Annotated in this window: 21 protein-coding genes; 12 read left to right on the top strand and 9 right to left on the bottom strand. The window is 67.8% G+C overall.

Annotated features, from left to right (window positions below; genetic code table 11):
* Positions 1 to 46: 46 nt before the first annotated feature.
* Entirely contained in the window at positions 47 to 1,888 is a 1,842-nt protein-coding gene (gene ilvD, locus ACWF9G_RS20565; protein ID WP_452517080.1) for a dihydroxy-acid dehydratase, read from the bottom strand.
* A 295-nt stretch (positions 1,889 to 2,183) separates the two neighbouring features.
* Complete coding sequence (locus ACWF9G_RS20560) at positions 2,184 to 2,915, bottom strand: PH domain-containing protein (protein ID WP_452517078.1); 732 nt, start codon at positions 2,913 to 2,915, stop codon at positions 2,184 to 2,186.
* Between the two features lie 307 nt (positions 2,916 to 3,222).
* Between ACWF9G_RS20560 and ACWF9G_RS20555 the strand changes: the two genes are divergently transcribed.
* The 5 genes from ACWF9G_RS20555 to ACWF9G_RS20535 all read left to right on the top strand — a co-directional run bounded on the left by ACWF9G_RS20555 (position 3,223) and on the right by ACWF9G_RS20535 (position 9,406).
* Positions 3,223 to 5,160: an acetolactate synthase large subunit gene (locus tag ACWF9G_RS20555; RefSeq protein ID WP_379310425.1), complete on the top strand. Its 1,938-nt coding sequence runs from the start codon at positions 3,223 to 3,225 to the stop codon at positions 5,158 to 5,160.
* Between the two features lie 76 nt (positions 5,161 to 5,236).
* Complete coding sequence (gene ilvN, locus ACWF9G_RS20550) at positions 5,237 to 5,740, top strand: acetolactate synthase small subunit (RefSeq protein ID WP_189024559.1); 504 nt, start codon at positions 5,237 to 5,239, stop codon at positions 5,738 to 5,740.
* A 50-nt stretch (positions 5,741 to 5,790) separates the two neighbouring features.
* Complete coding sequence (gene ilvC / locus ACWF9G_RS20545; RefSeq protein ID WP_355282871.1) at positions 5,791 to 6,792, top strand: ketol-acid reductoisomerase; 1,002 nt, start codon at positions 5,791 to 5,793, stop codon at positions 6,790 to 6,792.
* A gap of 126 nt (positions 6,793 to 6,918) precedes the next feature.
* Positions 6,919 to 7,998 (top strand): DUF4185 domain-containing protein, encoded by a 1,080-nt coding sequence (locus ACWF9G_RS20540; RefSeq protein ID WP_452517075.1) that lies wholly within the window; start codon positions 6,919 to 6,921, stop codon positions 7,996 to 7,998.
* A 43-nt stretch (positions 7,999 to 8,041) separates the two neighbouring features.
* A complete protein-coding gene (locus ACWF9G_RS20535; RefSeq protein ID WP_452517073.1) occupies positions 8,042 to 9,406 on the top strand; it encodes a DUF2252 domain-containing protein in 1,365 nt (454 codons plus the stop codon).
* Positions 9,407 to 9,408: 2 nt separating this feature from the next.
* On the opposite strand, the gene ACWF9G_RS20530 is transcribed toward ACWF9G_RS20535, so the two are convergent.
* Positions 9,409 to 10,077 (bottom strand): hypothetical protein, encoded by a 669-nt coding sequence (locus tag ACWF9G_RS20530; protein ID WP_452517071.1) that lies wholly within the window; start codon positions 10,075 to 10,077, stop codon positions 9,409 to 9,411.
* 110 nt (positions 10,078 to 10,187) lie between these two features.
* Here ACWF9G_RS20530 and ACWF9G_RS20525 point away from each other — a divergent pair, with 110 nt between their 5' ends.
* Genes ACWF9G_RS20525 through ACWF9G_RS20515 form a run of 3 tightly spaced genes read left to right on the top strand, consistent with a single transcriptional unit; the run spans position 10,188 to position 13,318 of the window.
* Positions 10,188 to 10,988: a TetR/AcrR family transcriptional regulator gene (locus ACWF9G_RS20525; protein ID WP_452517069.1), complete on the top strand. Its 801-nt coding sequence runs from the start codon at positions 10,188 to 10,190 to the stop codon at positions 10,986 to 10,988.
* 25 nt (positions 10,989 to 11,013) lie between these two features.
* Complete coding sequence (locus ACWF9G_RS20520; RefSeq protein WP_452496477.1) at positions 11,014 to 11,901, top strand: AAA family ATPase; 888 nt, start codon at positions 11,014 to 11,016, stop codon at positions 11,899 to 11,901.
* Positions 11,902 to 11,926: 25 nt separating this feature from the next.
* Positions 11,927 to 13,318, top strand: coding sequence for a vWA domain-containing protein (locus ACWF9G_RS20515; protein WP_452517067.1), 1,392 nt, complete (start codon positions 11,927 to 11,929; stop codon positions 13,316 to 13,318).
* A 98-nt stretch (positions 13,319 to 13,416) separates the two neighbouring features.
* Here ACWF9G_RS20515 and ACWF9G_RS20510 read toward each other — a convergent pair whose 3' ends face one another.
* Together ACWF9G_RS20510 and ACWF9G_RS20505 are read right to left on the bottom strand one after the other, a co-directional pair.
* A complete protein-coding gene (locus ACWF9G_RS20510; protein WP_452517065.1) occupies positions 13,417 to 13,872 on the bottom strand; it encodes a nitroreductase family deazaflavin-dependent oxidoreductase in 456 nt (151 codons plus the stop codon).
* Positions 13,873 to 13,913: 41 nt separating this feature from the next.
* Positions 13,914 to 14,369: a carboxymuconolactone decarboxylase family protein gene (locus tag ACWF9G_RS20505; protein ID WP_378849479.1), complete on the bottom strand. Its 456-nt coding sequence runs from the start codon at positions 14,367 to 14,369 to the stop codon at positions 13,914 to 13,916.
* Positions 14,370 to 14,547: 178 nt separating this feature from the next.
* On the opposite strand from ACWF9G_RS20505, the gene ACWF9G_RS20500 reads away from it, so the two are divergent.
* Positions 14,548 to 17,055 (top strand): tetratricopeptide repeat protein, encoded by a 2,508-nt coding sequence (locus ACWF9G_RS20500; protein WP_452517063.1) that lies wholly within the window; start codon positions 14,548 to 14,550, stop codon positions 17,053 to 17,055.
* Here the strand turns inward: ACWF9G_RS20500 and ACWF9G_RS20495 are convergent.
* Positions 17,015 to 17,542 carry a DinB family protein gene (locus ACWF9G_RS20495; protein ID WP_452517061.1) on the bottom strand — a complete coding sequence of 176 codons (528 nt, stop codon included), beginning with the start codon at positions 17,540 to 17,542 and terminating at the stop codon, positions 17,015 to 17,017. The genes ACWF9G_RS20500 and ACWF9G_RS20495 overlap by 41 nt on opposite strands.
* 89 nt (positions 17,543 to 17,631) lie before the next feature.
* Between ACWF9G_RS20495 and ACWF9G_RS20490 the strand changes: the two genes are divergently transcribed.
* Positions 17,632 to 18,594 (top strand): helix-turn-helix transcriptional regulator, encoded by a 963-nt coding sequence (locus ACWF9G_RS20490; protein WP_452517059.1) that lies wholly within the window; start codon positions 17,632 to 17,634, stop codon positions 18,592 to 18,594.
* A 26-nt stretch (positions 18,595 to 18,620) separates the two neighbouring features.
* Here ACWF9G_RS20490 and ACWF9G_RS20485 read toward each other — a convergent pair whose 3' ends face one another.
* The 3 genes from ACWF9G_RS20485 to ACWF9G_RS20475 form a co-directional block, all read right to left on the bottom strand.
* Positions 18,621 to 19,547 (bottom strand): hypothetical protein, encoded by a 927-nt coding sequence (locus tag ACWF9G_RS20485; protein ID WP_452517058.1) that lies wholly within the window; start codon positions 19,545 to 19,547, stop codon positions 18,621 to 18,623.
* 176 nt (positions 19,548 to 19,723) lie between these two features.
* The gene (locus tag ACWF9G_RS20480) at positions 19,724 to 20,998 is read right to left on the bottom strand and encodes a hypothetical protein (RefSeq protein ID WP_452517057.1); all 1,275 of its coding nucleotides are present in this window, start codon (positions 20,996 to 20,998) and stop codon (positions 19,724 to 19,726) included.
* Positions 20,995 to 21,180 carry a hypothetical protein gene (locus ACWF9G_RS20475; RefSeq protein ID WP_379310439.1) on the bottom strand — a complete coding sequence of 62 codons (186 nt, stop codon included), beginning with the start codon at positions 21,178 to 21,180 and terminating at the stop codon, positions 20,995 to 20,997. The genes ACWF9G_RS20480 and ACWF9G_RS20475 overlap by 4 nt, the downstream gene beginning before the upstream one ends.
* 181 nt (positions 21,181 to 21,361) lie before the next feature.
* Between ACWF9G_RS20475 and ACWF9G_RS20470 the strand changes: the two genes are divergently transcribed.
* Both ACWF9G_RS20470 and ACWF9G_RS20465 read left to right on the top strand, forming a co-directional pair.
* Positions 21,362 to 21,940, top strand: coding sequence for a hypothetical protein (locus ACWF9G_RS20470; RefSeq protein WP_452517054.1), 579 nt, complete (start codon positions 21,362 to 21,364; stop codon positions 21,938 to 21,940).
* Between the two features lie 162 nt (positions 21,941 to 22,102).
* Entirely contained in the window at positions 22,103 to 23,032 is a 930-nt protein-coding gene (locus ACWF9G_RS20465; RefSeq protein ID WP_452517053.1) for a Shedu immune nuclease family protein, read from the top strand.
* Positions 23,033 to 23,047 lie beyond the last annotated feature (15 nt).

Genomic DNA, 23,047 nt, shown 5'->3' with positions numbered 1-23,047 from the left:
CCCCGAAGCTTCGGGGAGACGCCGCCTTTTCTGTTCGTCCGTGGCCCTACGGCAGCTGGCGGACCGCGCCCTTGTCGGCGGAGGTGGCCAGTGCGGCGTAGGCGCGCAGCGCGGTCGTCACCGGGCGATCACGGTTCACCGGCTGCCACGGACGCTCGGAGGCTTCCATCTTCGCGCGGCGCTCGGCGAGAACCTCGTCGGAGACCAGCACTTCCAGCGCACGGGTGTGCACGTCGATGCGGATGCGGTCACCGTTCTCGATCAGGCCGATGACACCGCCGGACGCGGCCTCGGGGGAGACGTGCCCGATCGACAGACCCGAGGTGCCACCGGAGAAACGGCCGTCGGTGATCAGCGCGCACACCTTGCCGAGGCCGAGGCCCTTGAGGAACGAGGTCGGGTGCAGCATCTCCTGCATGCCCGGACCACCCGCGGGACCTTCGTAGCGCACGACGACCACGTCACCGGGCTGGATCTTCTTGCCCAGGATCATCGACACCGCCTCCTCCTGCGACTCGACCACCACGGCCGGGCCTTCGAAGGTGAACAGCTCTTCGTCGATGCCCGCGGTCTTGAGGATCGCGCCGTCGGGGGCGATATTGCCGCGCAGCACGCACAGCCCGCCTTCGACGGTGTAGGCGTGCTCGATGTCACGGATGCAACCACCGGCGGCGTCGGTGTCCAGCGAGGACCAGCGGTTGCTGGTGGAGAACGGCTCGACGGTGCGCACCCCACCGGGTGCGGCGTGGAACAGTTCCAGCGCCTCGTCGGATGCCTTGCCGGAGCGGATGTCCCAGGTGTCGAGGAACTCCTCGTAGCTCGCGGTGTGCACGGTGGTCACATCGGTCTCGAGCAGGCCGCCGCGACGCAGTTCGCCGAGGATGGCGGGGATGCCACCGGCGCGGTGCACGTCTTCCATGTGGTAATCCGAGTTCGGCGAGACCTTCGACAGGCACGGCACCCGGCGGCTGATCTCGTCGATGGTCTGCAGATCGAAGTCGATCTCGCCTTCCCGCGCGGCGGCGAGGGTGTGCAGCACGGTGTTGGTGGAGCCACCCATGGCGACGTCGAGGGCCATCGCGTTGCGGAAGGCCTTGGCATTGGCCACGTTCCGCGGCAGGACCGACGCGTCGTCGTCCTGGTACCAGCGCTTGGCGATGTCGACGATGACCGTGCCTGCCCGCTCGAACAGCGCGCGCCGCGCCGCATGCGTGGCCAGCGTGGAACCGTTGCCGGGCAGCGCGAGCCCGAGCGCCTCGGTCAGGCAGTTCATCGAGTTCGCGGTGAACATGCCCGAACACGAACCACAGGTCGGGCACGCGGACCGCTCGACCTCGTCGAGGCCCTCGTCGGACACGGCCTGGCTCGCGCTCGCCGAGATCGCGCTCACCAGGTCGAGCGGGGCGTGCGCGACACCGTCGACGACCACGGCCTTACCGGCCTCCATCGGACCGCCGGAGACGAACACGGCGGGGATGTTGAGGCGCATCGCGGCATTGAGCATGCCGGGAGTGATCTTGTCGCAGTTGGAGATACACACCAGCGCGTCGGCGGTGTGCGCGTTGGCCATGTACTCGACCGAGTCGGCGATGATCTCGCGCGAAGGCAGCGAGTAGAGCATGCCGCCGTGCCCCATGGCGATGCCGTCGTCGACGGCGATGGTGTGGAACTCGCGCGGCACACCACCGGCGGCGCGCACGGCTTCGGCGACGATGTCGCCCATGTTCTTCAGGTGCACGTGACCAGGAACGAACTGCGTGTAGGAGTTCGCGATCGCGATGATCGGCTTGCCGAAATCGGAGTCGGTCATGCCGGTCGCGCGCCAGAGCGAGCGGGCGCCCGCGGCATTGCGGCCGATGGTGGTGGTGCGTGAACGAAGCGGTGGCATGGGTGTCCTCGTAATGTCGCTGGGTGCGTCCAAGCATGCGCGCAGGGGGCTGACCTGCGGGGCGCGGTGCGAGTGCGCGGTGCGTCCGGCAACCGTGCACGTTACTCCGGCGGGCGGTGGTCGCGTCGCGCCGGGAGTCCGTGCAGGGGTGATGGAACCGGGCTCGAGGCGGGAGTGTCGCTCCGGAGGGTGTCGCCGCGGTGGTGCCGTCGGCGCGGGGTGCCCGGTCGCCGTCAGCTTACCGGTGCAACGGCGCGCGAGGCCGTGCCGGTTCCCGCGGTGACCGAGGCGGCGGTCACTCCTCGGTGCCGGGCTCCTCGGTCTTCGCCTTCTCGGCCTCGGCGGCTCGCTCGGCGGCGACGCGCTCGGCCTCGGCCTGCTCGGCCGCGGCGAACACATCGGGCAGGCGTCCACCGGAGGCGTCGATCAGTTCACGCAGCCGGTCGTAGCCCACCGCGGGCAGCTTGACCTCGGAGTCGTCGGCCAGGCGGGCCTTGACGGAGCCGCGCTTGGGGATGCTGATGCCCTTGACCTGTGCCCAGTCGAGGTGCTTCTTGCCGAACATCGAGCTCAGGTCGAGCCCGGCATCCGACACCGTCGTGTGCGTCCGGACGACCCAGAACACCGCGATGATCGGGAGCAGCAGCAGCCACCACAGGGCGGCGGGCCAGCCGACGAACGGAAAGAACACGCAGAACGCGAGCACCAGCACACCGATGTAGGCCAGGCGCGGCACCCCGATCACGTGCACGCCCGGTGTCGGGGTGTCCGTCTTGCGCGGCACCAGCAGCCAGACGACCACCGCGGTCGGCACGAGCAGGCCGATCCGCATGCCGAGCGACCAGTCCTGCACGGTGCCGACGACGACGAAGATCAGGTACCCGAGCACCACCGCGGCGATCGCCGCGAGTCGGCCCGGACTCGCCGAGCGCGGACCGCCGGGCCGCGAGGAGCGACCCGTATCGGTTCCCCCGTCGGCGGTGTGGGACGATTTAGCCGGTGGCACGGACTGATGCGGTGATGACACCCCCCTATCCTCGCATCCTGGTACACGGACCCACGCAACCACTCGAGTCCCACATAATGGGATGCAGAGAGTAGCCTGTTTGACTCTTCGACTCACGCGCGCCTAACGTCGTGCTCGTGAACCGAAACGAGTTGCTCGTACTCGGCCGGCGCGTCCAGCGTTGAGCCTGACTACCTGAGTCGAATACGTCAGCTCGCGTTGCGACGCGCCACCCTCGAACAGCACTGCGCTGGTCGGGGGCTTTTTTGTGTTCGGGAGAATTCCGCGCCAGTCCGGAGTCAGAACGACAAAGTTAGGAACGAAGACGGTGAGTGCACCTACCGCACGACCCGGGCCATCGGCCCGCAGGTCAGCGCCTTCGGCGAACCAGCCTGCCGCTGGTAGCCCGGCGACCAACCCCACCCGCCGCCAGGTCGCGCCCGAGCGCGTCACCGGCGCGCAGTCGGTGGTCCGGTCCCTCGAAGAGCTCGACGTCGACACCGTATTCGGCATTCCCGGCGGCGCGGTCCTTCCTGTCTACGACCCGCTGTTCGATTCCAAGAAGGTCCGCCACGTCCTGGTGCGCCACGAGCAGGGCGCCGGTCACGCGGCGACCGGTTACGCGCAGGCCTCCGGCAAGGTCGGTGTGTGTATGGCCACATCCGGCCCCGGCGCCACCAACCTGGTGACCCCGCTGGCCGACGCGCAGATGGACTCGGTCCCGATCGTGGCGATCACCGGTCAGGTGCCGTCGAGCCTGGTCGGCACCGACGCGTTCCAGGAAGCCGACATCTCCGGCATCACCATGCCGATCACCAAGCACAACTTCCTGGTCAAGGACCCGATCGACATCCCGCGCATCCTGGCCGAGGCGTTCTACCTCGCCGCCTCGGGCCGCCCTGGCGCCGTCCTGGTCGACATCACCAAGGACGCGCTGCAGGCCCAGACCACGTTCTCGTGGCCGCCGGAGATGCGCCTGCCCGGCTACCGTCCGGTCACCAAGCCGCACGGCAAGCAGGTACGCGAGGCCGCCAGGATGATCCTGGAGTCCAAGGCGCCCGTGCTCTACGTCGGTGGCGGTGTCATCAAGTCCGACGCCTCGGCCGAGCTGCTCGAGCTCGCCGAGCTGACCGGCATCCCGGTGGTCACCACCCTGATGGCGCGTGGCGCGTTCCCCGACAGCCACACCCTCAACATGGGCATGCCCGGCATGCACGGCACCGTCGGCGCCGTGGCCGCCCTGCAGCGCTCGGACCTGCTGATCACCCTCGGCGCCCGCTTCGACGACCGCGTCACCGGTCAGCTGGACTCCTTCGCGCCCGACGCCAAGGTCATCCACGCCGACATCGACCCGGCCGAGATCGGCAAGAACCGCCACGCCGACGTCCCGATCGTTGGCGACGCGCGTGAGGTGATCGTCGAGCTGATCGAGACCCTCAAGGCCGACCCGCAGTCCGGCGCGGCCCCGCTGCTGAACCTCACCGAATGGTGGGCCTACCTCGGCGACATCCGCGACAACTACCCGCTGGGCTGGAAGACCCCCAGCGACGGTTCGCTGTCGCCGGAATTCGTCATCGAGGCGCTGGGCCGCCTGGCAGGCCCCGAGGCGGTGTACTGCGCCGGCGTCGGCCAGCACCAGATGTGGGCCGCGCAGTTCATCAAGTACGAGAACCCGCGTACCTGGCTGAACTCCGGTGGCCTCGGCACCATGGGCTACGCGGTTCCCGCGGCCATGGGTGCCAAGATGGGCGCCCCGGAGAAGGAGGTCTGGGCGGTCGACGGTGACGGCTGCTTCCAGATGACCAACCAGGAGCTGGCCACCTGTGCCATCGAGGGCGTGCCGATCAAGGTCGCGCTGATCAACAACGGCAACCTCGGCATGGTCCGCCAGTGGCAGACCCTGTTCTACGAACAGCGCTACTCCAACACCGACCTGGGCACGCACACCCTGCGCATCCCCGACTTCGTCAAGCTGGCCGAGGCGCTGGGCTGCGTCGGCATCCGCGTGGAGAAGGAAGAAGACGTCGAGGCCGCGATCCGGGAGGCGCAGGCGATCACCGACCGTCCGGTCGTGATCGACTTCATCGTCGGCAAGGACGCCCAGGTGTGGCCGATGGTCGCCGCGGGCACCAGCAACGACGAGATCATGTTCGCCCGCGGCATCCGCCCGCTCTTCGACGAGGACGAGTCGGTCTCCGAACCGGCCGTCATCCACGAGGCGATGGAGCGCGAGCAGGCGGCCTTCGAGAAGGGTTCCGACGAATGAGCGAGCGCAGCGAGCGCCCAATGAGCACAGCCACGATGGTGATCGTGCCGACGCCGAGCGCTAGCGAGGTGGCGGCATGAGCACCACCCACACCCTGAGCGTTCTCGTCGAGGACAAGCCGGGCGTGCTGGCGCGAGTCGCGAGCCTGTTCTCGCGCCGTGGCTTCAATATCGAGTCGCTGGCCGTCGGTGGCACCGAGATCCCCGAGATCTCGCGCATGACCATCGTCGTCACCGTCGACGATCTGCCGCTCGAGCAGGTCACCAAGCAGCTCAACAAGCTGATCAACGTCATCAAGATCGTGGAGCAGGATGCCGACGCGTCGGTGGCCCGCGAACTGATCCTGGTGAAGGTGCGCGCCGACGCGTCGGTGCGCACGCAGGTGATCGAGGCCGTGCAGTTGTTCCGCGCCAAGGTGATCGACGTCTCGCCCGACGCGCTGACCATCGAGGCCACCGGCACCCGGTCCAAGCTGGATGCCCTGCTGCGCATGGTCGAACCGTTCGGCATCCGCGAGATCGTGCAGTCTGGCGTGGTCGCAGTCGGACGCGGTCCGAAGTCGATCACGGCCACCCGCTAACTTTTACCCACCAGAAATTATCCAGAAGGGACTCCACAGTGGCAGTCGAGATGTTCTACGACGACGACGCTGACCTGTCGATCATCCAGGGCCGCAAGGTCGCCGTGATCGGCTACGGCAGCCAGGGCCACGCGCACTCGCTGAGCCTGCGCGACTCCGGTGTCGACGTGCGCGTCGGCCTCGCTGAGGGTTCGAAGTCGCGGCCGAAGGCCGAAGAGGCCGGTCTGACCGTCGGCACCCCCGCCGAGGTGTCGGAGTGGGCCGACGTGATCATGGTGCTGGCGCCCGACACCGCTCAGGCGTCGATCTTCACCAACGACATCGAGCCGAACCTGAAGGATGGCGACGCGCTGTTCTTCGGCCACGGCCTCAACATCCACTTCGGTCTGATCAAGGCTCCGGCCAACGTCACCGTCGCGATGGTCGCGCCGAAGGGCCCCGGCCACCTGGTGCGTCGTCAGTTCGCCGACGGCAAGGGCGTTCCCGCCCTGATCGCCGTCGACCAGGACCCGACCGGCGAGGGCCAGGCGCTGGCGCTGTCCTACGCCAAGGGCATCGGCGGCACCCGCGCCGGCGTCATCAAGACCACCTTCAAGGAAGAGACCGAGACCGACCTCTTCGGTGAGCAGGCCGTGCTCTGCGGTGGCACCGAGGAACTGGTCAAGACCGGTTTCGAGGTCATGGTCGAGGCGGGCTACGCCCCCGAGATGGCCTACTTCGAGGTCCTGCACGAGCTGAAGCTGATCGTCGACCTCATGTACGAGGGCGGCATCGCGCGCATGAACTACTCGGTGTCCGACACCGCGGAGTTCGGTGGCTACCTGTCCGGTCCGCGCGTCATCGACGCCGGCACCAAGGAGCGCATGAAGGCGATCCTGGCCGACATCCAGTCCGGCGAGTTCACCCGCCGCCTGGTCGCCAACGTCGAGAACGGCAACACCGAGCTCGAGGGTCTGCGTAAGGCCAACGCCGAGCACCCGATCGAGGTCACGGGCGCCAAGCTCCGCAGCCTGATGAGCTGGGTCGACCGCCCGATCACCGAGACCGCGTAGGTTTCTGATCCACGAAGGCCCGTTCGCCACGCGCGAGCGGGCCTTCGGCGTTCTGGCGTAACCTGAGGTGACGGAAGCAACACCAGCCCAACGATGTTGGCTCGCGTCACCGAGGGGGAGTGTTCGTTGCGCATCACCGATCTGAATCCGGTCCCCTCCGCCGACCTCGGTGGCGGGGATCTCGCTATTCCCTTCGTGCTGCCCCATGGTGATGTCGGATTCATCTGGGGTGACTCGTTTTCCGGGGACGGTCCGTTCGGGCCGCCGATGGCCGGCATCGGGAACTGGCGTTCGCCCATCATCACTCGCACGTCCCAGCGCGACCCCGCCGAGCCGATCGTCATGGCCACCTCGCCGAGCACCGATGGCCGTCAGCTGTGGGACTACCAGCACGACAACGCCGAGTACTCCACCGTCCTCCCGTGCGACGCGATGACCATCGACGGCCGGATCTACCTGTGGGTCATGTACACCCAGGGACTGGGCAACGAGAAATGGTGTGAGGTCTGGACATCCGACGACAGCGGCATCACCTGGGCGCGCAGCGGTTCGAAGTTCTGGTGCGGCGCCTTCGCCGGTAAGCGGGTCATGATCTCCTGGGCCAAGGACCCGCACAGCGACTGGGTCCACATCATCTCCACCGGCGGCCTGGCCAGGAACAAGGACATGCTGCTGTGGCGCGCGACGGTCGAGGGCCTGTCCGATCCCCACGCCTGGCAGGGCTGGGGCTGGAACGGCGACAACTGGGGCTGGAACCGCGAGCCGACGCCGATCCTGCCCGGCTGGCGACTCGGTGAGATCTGCCTGCGCTATGTCGAGAACAAGGCCGTCATCTCCGGATTCGACGCGGGGGACTACTCGATCTTCGTCAAGGTCGGCGACCGCATCGACAACACCAACTGGATAACGGCACACACCCATCGCCCGGTGACCGGGATGCCGCGCGGTGTCGATACGGTGCCGCGTCTCTACGGTGGCTACATCCATCCCTACAGCAGGCTCGAGGACGGCAAGTTCACCCTGATCGTCTCCGAGTGGGCCGAGAGCGGGAACCCCTACCGAGCAACTCAATTCACCTGCGACGGGATTCGCCGCACGGTGCCGGTTCCCGGCCCGGATCCCGAGCCGCCGCCGGACCCGCAGCTAACCTGGTGGCAGGAACTCGTCCGCCGAGTCGACCAGTGGCTGAGGCAGCGACGCCTGTAGCGAAGACCTTGCTGTCGAGGGGTGATAGCGGGAGACTTGCTGGATGATGAATGAGACGGTGGAGGACTTCGCGGACGAAGCGGTCGACGAGGGTAAGGCGGCGCGAAAGAGGATCTCGCGATCGCAGCTCGGGGAGTGGGGCGCGGGTCCGAACCGGGAGGATCCGGTGGCCATTCTGGAGCGTCAGGCCGAGACCAGGGTCGCGGAGCTGGTGCCGATCAGATATGCCCGGATGAGCCAGTCGCCCTTCGCGTTTCTGCGTGGTGCGCCCGCGATCATGGCCGCCGATCTGGCCCAGAGCGAGAACACCGGCTTGATCGTGCAGCTCTGCGGTGACGCCCACCTGTCGAACTTCGGTCTCTTCGCCTCGCCGGAGCGCAATCTCGTCTTCGACGTCAACGACTTCGACGAGACCCTGCCCGGTCCGTTCGAATGGGACGTCAAACGCCTCGCCGCCAGCGTTGCCGTCGCCGCCCGCGACAACGGCTGCGACGACGAGCGGGCCGCCACGGCCGTCGAGGCCGCCGCCCGCGGCTATCGCGAGACGATGGGCATGCTCGCCGAGACCGACAGCATGACCGTCTGGTACGAGCGGGTCGATGCCGAACAGGTCGCCGATCTGGTCCGGAAACCCAAGCAGCGTAAGAAGGTCGCCAGAGCCATCACCAGTGCCCGCAGCAAGACCAGCTTGCAGGCGCTGGCCAAGCTCACCGAGCCGGACGCCGACGGTATTCCGCGAATCAAGAACCAGCCGCCGCTGCTGGTGCCGATCGAACTGCCCGACGAGAAGGTCGTCAAGGACGTCTTCGCCGACTTCCGCCGCAGCCTGCCGGACGAGCGCCGCGTGCTGCTCGACCGGTATCGGCGCGTGGATCAGGCGATGAAGGTGGTCGGTGTCGGTAGTGTCGGTACGCGGTGTTTCATCACGCTGATGATGGACAAGGAATCGGGCAGCCCGCTGTTCCTGCAGTTGAAGGAGGCTGAGGCGTCGGTGCTCGCGCCGCATCTGAAGCCGAGCAAATATCACCACCAGGGGCACCGGGTGGTGGTCGGACAGCGTCTCATGCAGTCGGCCAGCGACATCTTCCTCGCCTGGGCGACCGGCCCCGCCGGCCGGTTCTTCTACCTGCGTCAGTTGCGCGACATGAAGGGTTCCGCGGCGATCGACAGCATGACCCACGGCGAGCTGGCGACGTACGCGCAGTTGTGCGGTTCCGTTCTGGCCCGCGCGCACGCCCGCTCCGGCGACCGTGTCGCCATCGCGGCCTACCTCGGCAAGAACGACGGATTCGATCGTGCGATGGCTGAATTCGGCCTGTCCTACGGCGACCAGACTCTCACCGACCGGCTCTCCCTGCTCGCCGCGATCGACTCGGGCCGGATCACCGCGGCCACGCACGCCTACTGAGTTCACCGCTGCGGCGCCAGGCGGTCCGGATCGGGGACCGTCTCGCGCCGCTCGGCGGTCCGCACCAGCGCGGTGCCGATCGCGAACAACCACAGCATCGTCAGCCCGCCGACGGTCGCCGTGGTGCCCCAGCCGTTGGCCGCGTAGAAGTTCGCGGGGATATTGCCGAAGAACAGTGAGGGCGCGAACGCGACGTTCACCCCGGCGAGTAGCCAGCTGGTCACGATGCACCAGCGGGGGAGCAGCCGCGCGGCCCCGACGGCGAAGGCCACCAGGAACAATCCTTCGAGCAATCGCGACACGGTCCCGTAGAGGATGTAGGTGCCGGTGACGGTGATCGTCGGGTCGATCGGCTCCGGCGCGGCGATCACGGCGCCTACTTCCAACCCCATGGACACGGCGACGACGGTGAGCCAGGCGGTACCCGCGGTCGCGGCCACCGAGCCGAACCACTCCCGTTCCGGATCGCGCCGCTTCACCACATAGGCGACGCCGCTCATGAACACCACGAACAGTGTGATGCCGACGAGTCCGAACAGCGATCGGGCGAGCACATTGGCATCCGGCGGCGGCCCCGCGTAGACGAAGTACAGCGGAAGTTCGATCAACGTGCAGGTCGCACCCGCGATGGCGGCGGCGCCCGTGATGCGCTGAACAGTGCTGGTGTTCATGGTGATTCGCCCTCGTCCCCGAGGTATCGCCCCCGGCCCGGCATTAGTATATGACTTAAACTATAGGCTGTATGTTAAGTTGGCGGAACCCCCGATCGAAAGAGGAGACGGTGCGACCGAATCGTTCGCGGCCCGCGGCGCCCGAGTTCGCACCGCTCTGGGATCCCGACTTCCCCGCGGTGTTCCGGCGCGGCACGTGGGCCGAACGCGGCGAGCGGGATCACGGCCGCCCTCGCCTCGGCCGCCCGCCCGAACTCGATGCCGAGCGCATCGTCGCCACCGCGATCACCCTCGCCGACCGCGACGGCCTCGCCGGTGCGACCCTGTCGAAAGTCGCCGCCGCACTGGGCGTCACGCCGATGTCGCTGTACCGGCACATCGGTTCCAGGGACGGCCTGACCGACCGCATGGCCGACACCGCCTTCGGGCTGCCACCGGACACCGACCCCGACTGGCGTCGAGCCCTGCACACCTGGGCCGACGCGCAATCGGCGGTGTTCACCCGTCATCCCTGGCTTGCTCAGATCCCCATCACGGGCCCGCCCCGTGGTGTCAACGCCCTCGCCTGGATGGACGCCGGACTGGCTGCACTGCGTGGTACCGGTCTGGACTGGGGCGCCAAGATCGGCGTGATCACCGTCGTCGGTGGCTACGTCCGCCAGGCGTTCGTCACCGGCCGGAACCTGGCCGAGCGTCGTCTGGTCGAGCAGGTCGACGAGGCGACGGCGTTGCAGGTCTATCAGCAGGAGGTCTCGGCGCAGCTCGATCCCGGCCGCTTCCCCGAGATCGAGCAGCTCTTCGCCGATCAGGCCTTCGCTGATGTCCCCCCGGATCAGGAGTCGGCGGACGCCGATTTCCGCTTCGGCCTCGACCTGATCCTCGACGGCGTCGACGCCGCGATCAGGCGGTGAACACGCCCGCCTACACTGGTTACCGATGAGTAAGTTCTTTGCCTCGGTAGACCAGGTGACCGACCGGCTGACCGCGGCCGGCTACCTGCCGTCCCTCGATATCGCGACCGCGGTCTTCCTGGCCGACCACCTCGGCAAACCCCTGCTGATCGAGGGCCCGGCAGGCGTCGGCAAGACCGAGCTGGCCAAGGCCGTCGCCGCGGCGGTGTCGGCCGAGCTCATCCGCCTGCAATGCTACGAAGGCATCGATGAGGCCCGCGCGCTCTACGAGTGGAATCACGCCAAACAGCTGCTCCGTATCACCGCCACGTCGGGGGAGACCTGGGAAGGCACCCGCGACCACGTCTTCACCGAGGAGTTCCTGCTCGCCCGTCCGCTGCTGGCCGCCATCCGCAACCCCGATCCGACGGTGCTGCTGATCGACGAACTGGACAAGGCCGATGTGGAGCTGGAGGGCCTGCTGCTCGAGGTGCTCGGCGACTTCCAGGTGAGCATCCCCGAACTCGGCACGGTCACCGCCGTCCGCAAGCCCTTCGTGATCCTCACCTCCAACGCCAACCGCGACCTGTCCGAGGCGCTGAAACGCCGCTGCCTGTTCCTGCACATCGACTATCCGACCGCGGAACTGGAGAAGGCGATCGTCCGGCTGAAGGTGCCGGAGCTCGATGCCGCGCTGGCCGAACCGGTGGTGACGACGGTCAGCGCACTGCGTCAGCTGTCGTTGCGCAAGGCGCCCTCGATCGCCGAAACCGTGGACTGGGCAAAGACTCTGGTGGCATTGGGAACACGCACGCTGAGCGGGGGAGTGGTCCGCGCGACCCTCGGCGTGTTGCTGAAGTACCAGTCCGATCATCGCGTGGCGATCGAGCGGCTCGGTCTCGACGACCAGCCCGACGGCAGCGTGGCCCGATGACCGGCCCGCGCACGGTGATGGGCGCATGGTGAGCTCCGCGCCCGCGCATGGTGGTGTCGAAGCACCGATGTCGGATCGCCTGGTCGGCTTCGTCGGGCTGCTGCGCGAGCACGGCATCCACGCGGGCCCCAGCGAGACCGTCGACGCGGCGGCCACGATCGTCGCCCTCGGCACCGCGGACTCCCGGGTGCTGCGTTCGGGCCTGGCCGCCTGTCTGCTGCGCCGCAACGGTCAGCGCAAGGTTTTCGACCAGCTCTTCGACCTGTACTTCCTCGACGCCGCCCGTCCGATCGCCGCGTCGGGCGCGGACACCGACCCGCTGCGCGAGCGGGTCATCGCCGCCCTGATCCAGGGCGCCGACACCGCCGAACTCGCCAGGGAAGCACTGAACACCTTCGGCGCGTACGGCGGCGCGGGGGAGAGCGCGGGCCGGGTCACCTCGGCATCGGGCGCGGGCTGGTCGTCCTATCTGACGATGAAATCGCTGCGCCCGGACGAGATCTCCGAGCAGGTCGCGCAAACCATGGGCGGGACAGGCCAATTCGACTCCGCCGTCCACACGATCGAGGCGCGCCGCCGGGTCGAGCAGTTCCGCTCCGCCGTGCAGGCCGAGGCTCGCCTGCGCTCGGCACAACTGCGCGGCACCGACTACATCGCCCGTCGTGGCGTCGAATCCGGCGCCGACAGTGCGGATTTCCTCGGCGCGCGCGAACAGGACCTCGCCGAGATGCGCCGCCTGGTGCACCCACTGGCCCGTAAACTCGCCACCCGGCTGGCGGTCCGTCGCAAGAAGGCCGTGCGCGGGCAGATCGACCTGCGCCGCACCCTGCGTCGCTCGATGGCCACCGGCGGCGTCCCGATCGATCCCGTGCTGCGTGCCCGCCGCCACGGTCGGCCGGATCTGGTCGTGCTGGCCGATGTCTCGGGCTCGGTGACCGGTTTCGCCGAGTTCACCCTGCAACTGGTGCAGGCCCTGCAAGACCAGTTCAGCAAGGTTCGCAGCTTCGGTTTCGTCGACACCTGCGCCGAGATCACCGACTACTTCAACCCGGGCGAACCGCCGACGCCCGGTTTCGCGCAGAACATCGTCCGCGAGGCGGGCGTGGCGCGCTTCGGTTCCAGCAACTACGGCGAGGCGCTCCAAGGTTTCGTCGACCACTACCTCGACGCCCTTGGCCCGCGCACCTGCGTGCTGATCCTCGGTGACGCCCGCACCAACCGCACGGACCCGAATCTCGCTGCGCTGGAAGCGATGACCGAACGCGCCAAAGCCGTCTACTGGCTCAATCCCGAGCCGTCGCGATCGTGGAACACCGGCGATTCGGCGGCCTCGACCTATGCCGAAGTCGTCACCATGCACGAGTGCCGCAATGTCGCCCAGCTCGCCGTGGTGATCGGTCGCCTGCTACCTGCCTGACGGCGTCACCGCGGCAGACCGCCGTGCGCCGACAGATCCGGTGTCGCTGACAGGGGCCCGGCACCGGGTGGCGAACCACCCGGTGCGCCGTGCGCGGATCATCGCGGGCTGAGCCGCACCACCGCGTACTCGTGGTCGCTCTTGGCCTGGTACTTCCCGTACCGCGGCTGCGCGGCGGTGATCGACTCCCAGGCCCTGGCTCGCTCCGCACCGGTGAGCACCCGCGGAGCGACCGGCACAGCGGCCTCACCGGGCAGTTCGATGCTCGCCTGCTCGGGATGTCCCATGAGGTTGAGGTGCCAGTCGGGGTGTCCGTTCTTCCCACCCGACGCCACGAGCAGCCAGGACCCGTCGCCGTCGGCGAACCACGAGATCGGGGTCTGCCGTGGCTCGCCGCTGCGGCGGCCGACGGTGTTGAGGATCAGCACGTCCATCCCCATGAAGGTGCCGTTGCCGCTGCGGATCTTGCGGTTCATCCTGGCGTTCATCCTGTGCTGCATCCATCGGGAGAATCCCCCGTGCGAGCTCTTCTTGCCGGTCTGGTTGGTGGTCATCGCGATGGTTCCTTTCGAGCTGGTCGGGTGGGTGCGGGGACTCAGCCCCAGGCGCCCGCGATCTGGCGGGTGGTGGCGTTGAGCCGGTTGAACATGTTGGTGACGCCGATCATCAGCACGATCGAGGCGAGCTGCTTCTCGTCGAAGTAGCTGGCGGCCGCGTCCCAGATCTCGTCGGTGACGGCGTTGGAACGGTCGGCCAGGCGGGTCGCCGCCTCGGCCAGCTCGAGGGCGGCGCGCTCCTCGTCGGTGAAGTACGGGGTCTCGCGCCAGGCGACGACCGTGGCCAGCCGCTCCTCGCTGACCCCGGCTTTGCGGGCCGTCTTGGTGCCTGCGTCCACGCAGGAGCTGCAGTTGTTGATCTGGCTGACCCGCAGGTGCACCAGCTCCAGGATCTCGCCGTCGACGCCGCCGGTCTGCACGGCCTTGAGGACCTGCTGGATCGGGCCCATCGCGTCGGTGAGGACCATGGCGGGGTTCTGCATCCGAGACTGCATGATGTTCTCCTTGTTTCCCGTTGTTCTCCGCTGCTTGCGGTGTGACTCAATAACAGCCCGTCGTGCGCCGGAACACGATGGCTGTGGGACACTGTGGGACAGTGGAAAACGGCCCTGACCTCTCGATTGTCATCGGGAAACTTCCTGATCCGGGCCGGGACAACGACAGCGGGAAACGGTGGTTGTGCAACAGCAGACGGCAAGGGCCTACCCACAAGACGAACTGGCCGCGCGTCTGCGCCTGATCCAGGAACTCTCCGGTCGCGGCGTACGCGCACTGGCCCGCGATACGAACCTGAGCTCGTCGTCGCTGTCGCGCTACCTCAGCGGACAGACGGTGCCGCCGTGGCCGGCCGTGCTGGAGCTGTGCCGCCTGGTCAAACGCGACCCGCGCCCGCTGCGCCCGCTGTGGGAGCGCGCCAACAACCCGCTGCCCGCGCCGCCGAAGACGAGCCGTCAGGTCGCCCCGCCGAGCCTGCCCGCCGACGCCCCGCCGCCGCCGCGCAACGACCTGCCCCGCGATGTCCCCGACTTCACCGGCCGCGAACAGGCATTGGCCGACGTCCTCGCCGCCGTCCGGTCCGACCGGGTGGTCGCGATCGACGGCATGGCCGGTGTCGGCAAGACGTCCCTGGCCGTGCACGCCGCGCATCAGCTGACCGCCGAATACCCCGACGCCCAGCTCTATCTCGACCTGCACGGTTTCACCGACGGTCGCCAGCCGCTCGACCCCGATGCCGCGATCCGCGCCCTGCTGGCCGCGTTGCAGGTGCCCTCGGAGAAGGTCCCGCAGGACGGCGGAGTCGAACTGCGGGCGGCGTGCTGGCGTTCGGAGCTGGCCCGGCTGCGCGCGGTGGTCGTCCTCGACAATGTCGCCGACGCCGCGCAGGTCAGTCATCTGCTGCCGGGCGCTGGCGAGTCGGTCGCCATCATCACCAGCCGCAATCGGCTGCTCGAGCTCGACGAGGTGCCGCCGGTGACCCTCGACGTGCTCACCCCGGAGGAGAGCGCGGAGCTGCTGGTCAGGGCCAGCGGCGATGCGCGCGGACCCGACGGCAGGCTCGCGCGGGAACCCGAACAGGCCGCCGAGGTGCTGCGGCTGTGCGGCAATCTGCCGCTGGCCCTGCGCCTGGCCGCGGCCCGGTTACGGCACCGTCCGGGCTGGTCGGTCGGCATCCTGGTGGAGCGAATGGCCGAGGGGGCCACCGAGTTCGACACCGCCTTCGGCATGTCGGTGCGCCAGCTCAACCGCGATCAGCGCCGCCTGTTCCGGCTCCTCGGCCTGATCCCCGGATCCACCTTCACCGACTATGTCGCCGCGGCGGTGGCCGACGTGCCGCTGCGCAGCGCGCGCACGATGCTCGAGGACCTGCTCGACGCCCACCTGGTCCAGCAGCCAGCCGAGGGCCGCTATCGCCTCCACGACCTGGTCCGCCAGCACGCCCGCAACGCCACCTTCGAACACGACACCGACGCCGACCGCCACCGCGCCCTGCACCGGATCCTCGACTACTACGTGCACACCGCGGCCGCCGCCGACGCCGCGATGCCGTTCCTGTCGCCGACCCGCCCCGTGTCGGCGGGCTCGCCTCCCGCGGAGCTACCGCACTTCCCCGGCCGCGACCCCGCGTTCTTCTGGTTCGTCACCGAGTACACCAACCTGATGGCGGTGTTCTACGCGGCCGTCGAGGTCGGCGCGAACGTCCATGTCTGCGAGCTGCCGCGCTTCCTGCGCGCCTTCTTCGCCCGCCGTTGCGGCACAACGCATCTCAACGCACTGTTCGAACAGTCCTTGACCGCCGCCGAACATCTGGGTGACCCACGCCAGCTCGCCGAAGCGCACAGCGACCTGGGCTTCGCCCGCTACAACGCGGGCCGCATGGCCGAGGCGGCCGCCGCCTACGCCGCCGCGGCACCGCTCATCGCGGCGGCGGGCGACCCACTGCCCCGCGCCGAACTGACCATGCGCTGCGCCCACTTGCGCTGGGACGAAGGCGATACCGAGGAACCACTCGAACTGTTCCGCCAGGCCCGCGACCTCTACGCGACCAGCGGTTGCCCGATGAGCGCCGCCGACGCCATCGCCAGCGAAGCCTGGGCCATGCTGCAACTGGGCCACCGTGAGCAAGCCGCGCGGCTGGCCCGCGAAGCCCTCGACATCCCCGTCGACGACCCGTCGTGGCCGCCGTCGCTCCAGGCCCAGATCACCCTCGGCGTCGCCATCGCCGCCGACGAACCGGACGAAGCGCTCGAACACCTGAGCACCGCGCTGACCCTCGCGCGCGCGGACGGCCACAAACACAACGAAGCCTGGTGCCTGAACTGTCAGGGTGTCGCACTGCGCCGGATGGGCCGCTACGACGAAGCCCTCGCCAGCCACCGCGAGGCATTCGCCCTGCTCGACTCCCTGTTCGAGGAACACTGGAAGATCCACTTCCTCCACGGCTACGCCGAAACCTGCCGTCTGGCCGGACTTCCCGACGAGGCGCTGCGCCTGCACCGCCAAACCCTGGAGCTGGCACCGAAACTCGGCTACCGCCTCGAGGAAGCGCTGGCGCACCAGGGCATCGCCGACGTACTCGAACCGACCGACCCGGACACCGCCGCGCACCATCGTGCGGCGGCCCAGGCCATCCACGCCGAGCTCAGCCCATCGACTTCGCTCCATCCAGCGATTCCCGAATGATGTCGGCGTGGCCGGAGTGCTGCGCGGTCTCGGTCATGATGTGCAGGAAGACCCGGCGGGCGCTCCAGCGCCCGCCGGGCTCGAACCAGGGCGCCTTCGGCAACGGCTGAGACACATTCAGGTCGGGCAGCGTGCGCACCAGCTCGTCGGTCCGCGCCGCGACCTGCTCGTATTCGGCGAGCACGCCGGCCAGGGTCTCACCCGGCAGCATCCGGAAGATGTCGCCCCACGCGGCGATCTCCTCCTCGCTCATCGACTCGAAGTCGGGGCCTTCTTCGGGCCCGTCGACGATGAACTTCGCCCAGTTCGCTTCCGTCGCCGACACATGCTTGATCAGCCCGCCCAGGCACAGCTCGCTGGCGGTGGTCCGCATCCCGGCCTGCTCGTCGGTCAGATCGCGGGTCGTGTAGCGCAGGAAGTACCGGTGCTTGGTGAGCATCTCCAGCAGATCGGTGCGCTCGGCGTCGAGGAGAGTAGGCGTGGTCATGAGCGGAATCCCTTCGTTGTCGGTGTGAAATCCAAGGTAGAACCCATTGCGGCCAGTTTCTGTCCGCAATTGCGGACATAATCGACAACATGGCCGACACGAGCGCACGCACCCTCCGTCTGCTGTCGCTGCTGCAGACGCATCGCTACTGGCCGGGCACCGAACTGTCCGAGCGTCTCGGTGTTTCGGCGCGCACCCTGCGCCGCGACATCGACCGGCTGCGTGAGCTCGGCTATCCCGTGGAGGCCCGCCCCGGCGTCGACGGCGGCTACCAGCTCGCCGCGGGCGCGGCCCTCCCGCCCCTGGTCCTCGACGACGACGAAGCCGTCGCCATCACCGTCTGCCTGCAAGCGGGTTCCCAGGGCGCGGGCGACGGCCTGGCCGAACCGTCCATCCGCGCCCTGGCCAAACTCGTCACCGTCCTGCCCACCCGCCTGCGCCGCCGCGTCGACGCCCTGCGCGCGATGACAGTCTCCACCGGCTGGAACGCCGTCCCCCTCGCCGACGTCGACCCCGCCGTCCTCACCGACCTGGCCATGACCTGCCGCGGCGAGGAACGCCTCACCTTCACCTACACCGCCGCCGACGGCCGCACCAGCCCCCGCGAGGTAGAACCCCACCGCCTGGTCTCCCAAGGCCGCCGCTGGTACCTCGTCGCCTATGACCTGACCCGCCACGACTGGCGCACTTTCCGCGTAGACCGCCTCACCGACTCCCACACCACCGGAATCCGCTTCCGCCCCCGCGAACTCCCGTCCCCCGACGCCGCCACCTTCGTCCGCGACGGAATAGGCTCCCGCCGAACGGGGTACACCGTCACCGCCGAAATCGAAGCTCCCGCCCTCGATGTCCACACCCGCGTCGGCCGCTGGTGCCACATCACCGCCCTCCCCGACGACCGCTCCCACATCGAGATGACCGTCGACAACCTCGACTGGCCGATCCTGTTGCTGGGCAAGGTGGAAGCCGACTTCCAGGTCCTCGGCCCACCGGAACTTGTTGCACGGCTGGCGGAGTGGGGAACGCGCTTCAGCGCCGCGACGGCCACGTAGCCGACCCGGCGCACGTCCGGGGTTTGTCAGGGGCGATATCCGTCGTGAGGTCGATATTGCGGCGGCTGACCGCTCGGGAGCTGTTGCCCTTGTGGCGCACCATGACTCGGCTGCGGGAATCCCGGATGTGAGGCGCCGGGGATGGGCGCGGCACCGGGATTTTGTCCGCCAGGCGTAAGCGCGGGTGTGGCAGCGGAATGTTGCGCGCCAGGCACGGGCACCACACCGGGGTGTGCACCAGGAGTGGGCGCGAGACCGGGATAGTGTCCGCCAGGCACGGGTGCGGCACCCAGATGCTGCGCGGCAGGGACCGGCTGCACTCCGGGATGGTGCCCGACCGGCGGCCGCATGCCGTACGGCTGCATGCCCGGCATGTGCGCACCGGGCGCCCAGGCGCCGACCGGTCGCCCACCGACCTGCCCGGCCGCCCCCGTGCACCACCGCCGCGTCGACGGCAGCACTCCGAGCACGAACGTCACCACCGGAAACACCAGCACCAGCACCGACAACCCCCACGGCACGTCGATCCCCAAAGACTCGAGCCAGTAAAAGGCCGATGGCCCGAACACCGCATCCAGATGCCGCCCGACCGGAATGCCGTACTGCAGCAACTGGACAACAGTCGAGATCGCCGTCACCACATACGCGACCAGCACCCCCACACACCCCAGCACCACCAACGTCGGCCCCGCACCCCGCCGCCGAAACACCAGAATCGCCCCCGCCACCAACAGCACCCCCGCCAGCAAGTCGACCACCAACGTCACCACCGACACCGCCGACATCCACCCGGGAACCAACCCCCACGCGGACACCCCACGCTCACTGTTCACGGTCGCCACCACCCCGAAAACAACCCCGACCACCCCCACAATCCCCCCGAGCAGCGCAAGAATCGCAGCCACAACCGCCGTCCCCCCGCTAGCCGGCCGCTGATCGGCAACCCTGTACATCTGGTCCTCCTCGCGTAGTCCCGGTCGGCCCACTCGACCAGATCCACCCGGCTGCCATACATCGCCAACCGCGCATCGTGAACACCGCGAGTGGTCCCGCCGCCTGTACTCAGTTACCCACCTGCTCAATGGCGAATCCTTGGGACCACGCTGCTGCCGCAGAACGGTTCTCCGGGCTACCCGTGCCGATACCGCTGCATCCGCCGACGCCGAAAGAACAGCTGGTCGACCGCGACCGGGTCAACCAACGCCGTGATCTCGGCCAGCCGGGTGTCGTAGTGATGCTCGGTAATGCACCGGTGCAGGTGAGCCCGCCGCTCGGGCCCGAGCCCCGACCACACCGCGCCGAACCGAGCCTGTGCGTCGGGCCCCGCGACGGCAACCAGATCGAGCAACGCAGGCCAGCAATGGGTTTCGGTGGCGCGGGCGGGCAACTCGGCCACCGCGGAATCCGACAACGCGGCTAACGCATAACCGACCACGCTCCGCACAGGCTCGTCCATGCGCGATATCAACGTGAACAGCCCACGCCAACTGCCAGCGTCGCTGCGGCTGTCCAGCGGCGCGACCAACCCGGCGCCCACCCCCGGATCGTCGAATACCGGATTGCCGACCAGCGTCCACAGCGCGACAGGCGTGAGCTGCCCAGCCAGCGTGAGAAGTTCAGGCACAGCCCCCGCCGCGATCGCATTCCTGACCAGATTGGCCACCTGGACAGGCCGCGCATTGCCGAACCGCACATCGCCCACCCGGCAGATCACATCCGGCGCGCACCGCGAAAACACCGACAGCGCAGCATGTTGCAGCGCAGGCCGACCCGTCAGCACCGCATGCACCATCCGCGGAATCCGCCGATGCGGACCATCGAGCAGCTGCCGGATCACGGCGCTGAGGATGTCGCCGTCATAGGAGTAGGCGGCCGAGTGGATCAGTCCCGCATCGTCGGGGACACCCGCCTCCACGGCCGCGATCAACTCCGGTGTGGCACAGGACAAAAAGGGACCGGCAGTCACATAGTCACACCGGCGAAGCAGCTCGTTCACGATCTCGACGATCGGCCCAGGCGGCGCCATCTCCGCCAACTGCTCGATGGCCCGCGGATCCAGATACGGCGCGCAGTCCGCCGCATACCTCGGATCGAGCATCATCAACGTCTCAGCAGCCTTGATCGGATGCTCCACCCCGACAGACCCCGCCGCCCGCCCGGTGGTCATCGGCGGAACCAGCCTCTGCACCAACGGAATCGAGATCGACAGCGGAATGAACGGCACCAACGCACTGATCCGCCGAAACGTCTCGGTGTGCTGATCGAACAACACCCCGGAAATCTGCTGCTGCAACTCATGCAGCCGATCGGCCCCCAGATACCGCAGATGCTGCACCCGCTGAGGATGAACATGCAGCGTGCGAGCCAGCAGAACCAACTGCGCCCGCGTCGTCAAATCAGTCATCTGCCGCCGAACATGATCTTCTTCGTCACCGCGCGCAACGGCCGAGGCAACGCCCCGACCATCGAGTCGATCGACTTGTCCAGCGCCGCAGCCTCGAACGTCACCGCCGCCCGCATCAACTCGAACAAATCCCTGGCTTCATCGGCGGGCAAACTCTGTAACGCAGGCAGCGTCTCAGGCACCCCACCTTCACGGTCACTTCGGACAGTCATGTGGCTCCTGAACAACGCGTAGCTCTCAGCCTCCGAGAATGCCGCCTCGCCCCGCCCCTGACCACAACTTCGCGAATATCTGTGCACAGCAACGAAAACAACGACACAGGTACATGTGAACCGACGTTCCACCGTTGATGTTCAATGACCTATGCCCATTGACATCACCCAAGCCGCCAACCCCACCCCCGAATGGCTGGTCGCCCAAGTCGGCGCCTCCACCCTCTGGCGCCCTACCGACCTACCCCACCGCCTGGAACACCCCGAGTCCCGCACCTTCCTCACCGAAGTCGGCTTTCCGGCAGTGTCGGTCGACGGCGATTGGTTCGACTCAGCCGCCCTCCCGACCAAGGGCATGTGGGAAGCCGACCCCGACGAACTGTTCGGCCGCCGCTACCCCGACGACACCTCTCCGCCCGCGAAATACGCCTACGGCCTCGCCACCTTCGACGGCGAAATGACCCTGATGCTCGACGGCGAAACGGGCGTGGTTCAGGTCTACGCGCCGAGTGGCTGGGACCACGGCGAAGGCGACCAGGGCGTCGCTTTCACGACCATCCAGGAAGCCGCCGGAGCGGTCGCGCTGATGGCGAGCCTTGCCGAACAGTTGGAGAGTGACGATTCGGACCAGACAGCTCATGACCTGATCGCCGCGATCGGCGCTCATGCGTGGGCGAAGTCGGCGTACTGGACATGGGCGCTGGAGCGTCTGGAGGAGGACTACCTCTAGAAACTACTGGAATGGATGAGGTTCCGATGGGCCTCATCTCGGAGCATTGACATTCGAAAGACTCGCCGTTGAGAATGGTGACTTCACTGTTGTGTACGAAAATAGTTGTTGCCGAATAGATTTCGGTGCGGGGGTTTCACCACGATGGCTCGTATTGATGGCATGGTCGAGAACACACAGCATGTCGCACCGCACAAGCCCGAGACGAGCGTCCAGTGCGGCTACCAGGTCATCGAGGACGAAGATGGCAGTCGATTGGTCCACCTGACCACCCATGGCTCCAGGCGTCGAGTCTCGCCGCCGAAGAGTAGCCAGTCGATGCAGTTCGATCGCACGGTGGCAGGTGACTTGGTGGAGATCCTGTGCGAGGCGTTCGATCTGACGCAACCGATGGATCCTGGCCTGGAAACGGACTTGAAGGCGGCATACGAAGCCAACCCACAGCTGTTTCGTGAGCTGATCGCAACGGACGTCGCAGCAGCTGATGTCGTCGGCTTGGCTCGACGGCGTGCTCAAGTGGACCGTTTCCGCGAACTGATGACAGACGAGGTCGCATTCCAGCAGGAGATTGATGCATCGTCGGGCCGTGGCCCGGAACAGGTGTGGCAACGATTCTTCGAGCAGAACCCGTGGATCCTCGGCACCTCGCTCGCTACCCAGCTCTTGACCTCGTGGGACGAGAACCAACTGGAGCAGGTGGTGGCCGGCCATTCGATCGCGGATGTCGGCAAGCGAGCGGACGCGTTGCTGCGAACCTCGGGTCGGATCAGATCCATGGCATTCGTCGAGTTCAAGACCCACAGGACAGGCCTGCTCACGCCAACGGCGTACCGGCCGGGCGTGTGGAAACCGTCGGCGGAGCTGACTGGTGCCGTGGCACAGGTCCAAGCCACTGTTCACCTGGCCACTAGGCAGATCCAGGAGCGGTTGCTGTCGAAGGACGGTGACGGTGGCGATATTCCGGGGGAGTGGACATACATGCTGCGTCCCAGGTCGTATGTCGTAGTCGGTCAGTTGGGGAGTTTCTCGCTGAGAGTGGCGGTCACCACCAGCACAAGATCCGCTCGTTCGAGCTGTACCGACGCGAGCTGACCTCACCCGAAGTCG

The sequence above is a fragment of the Nocardia sp. NPDC055029 genome (genome assembly GCF_053608525.1).
The sequence above is the reverse complement of the archived record's forward strand: the minus strand, read 5'-3'. Positions and strand labels throughout refer to the sequence as shown.